General features: G+C 45.3%; 1 protein-coding gene. It reads left to right on the top strand.

Annotated elements, in window-relative coordinates:
• The coding region (locus R7R24_RS26840; protein ID WP_318120138.1) for an AAA family ATPase at positions 1-716 on the top strand (716 nt) is incomplete at both ends.

Raw genomic sequence — 716 nt, 5'->3', positions numbered from 1 at the left:
TTGTCTTGTTGGTCCTCCAGGCGTGGGTAAAACATCGCTTGGCCGCTCAATTGCATCTGCTACTGGCCGTAAATACGTACGTATGGCCCTAGGTGGCGTGCGTGATGAAGCAGAGATTCGAGGCCACCGTCGTACTTACATTGGTTCATTGCCAGGTAAGCTGATTCAGAAAATGTCGAAAGTTGGTGTGAAAAACCCTCTCTTCCTTCTGGATGAAATCGACAAAATGTCTTCAGACATGCGTGGTGACCCGGCTTCAGCGTTGCTTGAAGTATTAGACCCTGAACAAAACAACTCATTCAACGACCACTACCTAGAAGTGGATTACGACTTGTCTGATGTGATGTTTGTTGCAACGTCTAACTCGATGAATATTCCTGGTCCGTTACTTGATCGTATGGAAGTGATTCGTCTATCCGGTTACACCGAAGATGAAAAACTAAACATTGCGAAGCGTCACCTTGTTGAAAAACAAGTGCAACGTAATGGCTTGAAACCAAACGAGATAGTCATCGAAGATTCAGCAATCATCGGTATTATCCGTTACTACACTCGTGAAGCGGGTGTGCGTGGTCTTGAGCGTGAGATTTCTAAGATCTGCCGCAAAGCAGTGAAGAACATCCTGCTAGATAAAGACATCAAATCAGTGACGGTAACGATGGACAACCTAAAAGAATACTTGGGTGTTCAACGTTTCGATTACGGGAAAGCTGATG

The organism is Vibrio sp. 704 (genome assembly GCF_033339295.1).
Note: the sequence above shows the minus strand (reverse complement) of the source record. Positions and strands in the feature narration are given on the sequence as shown.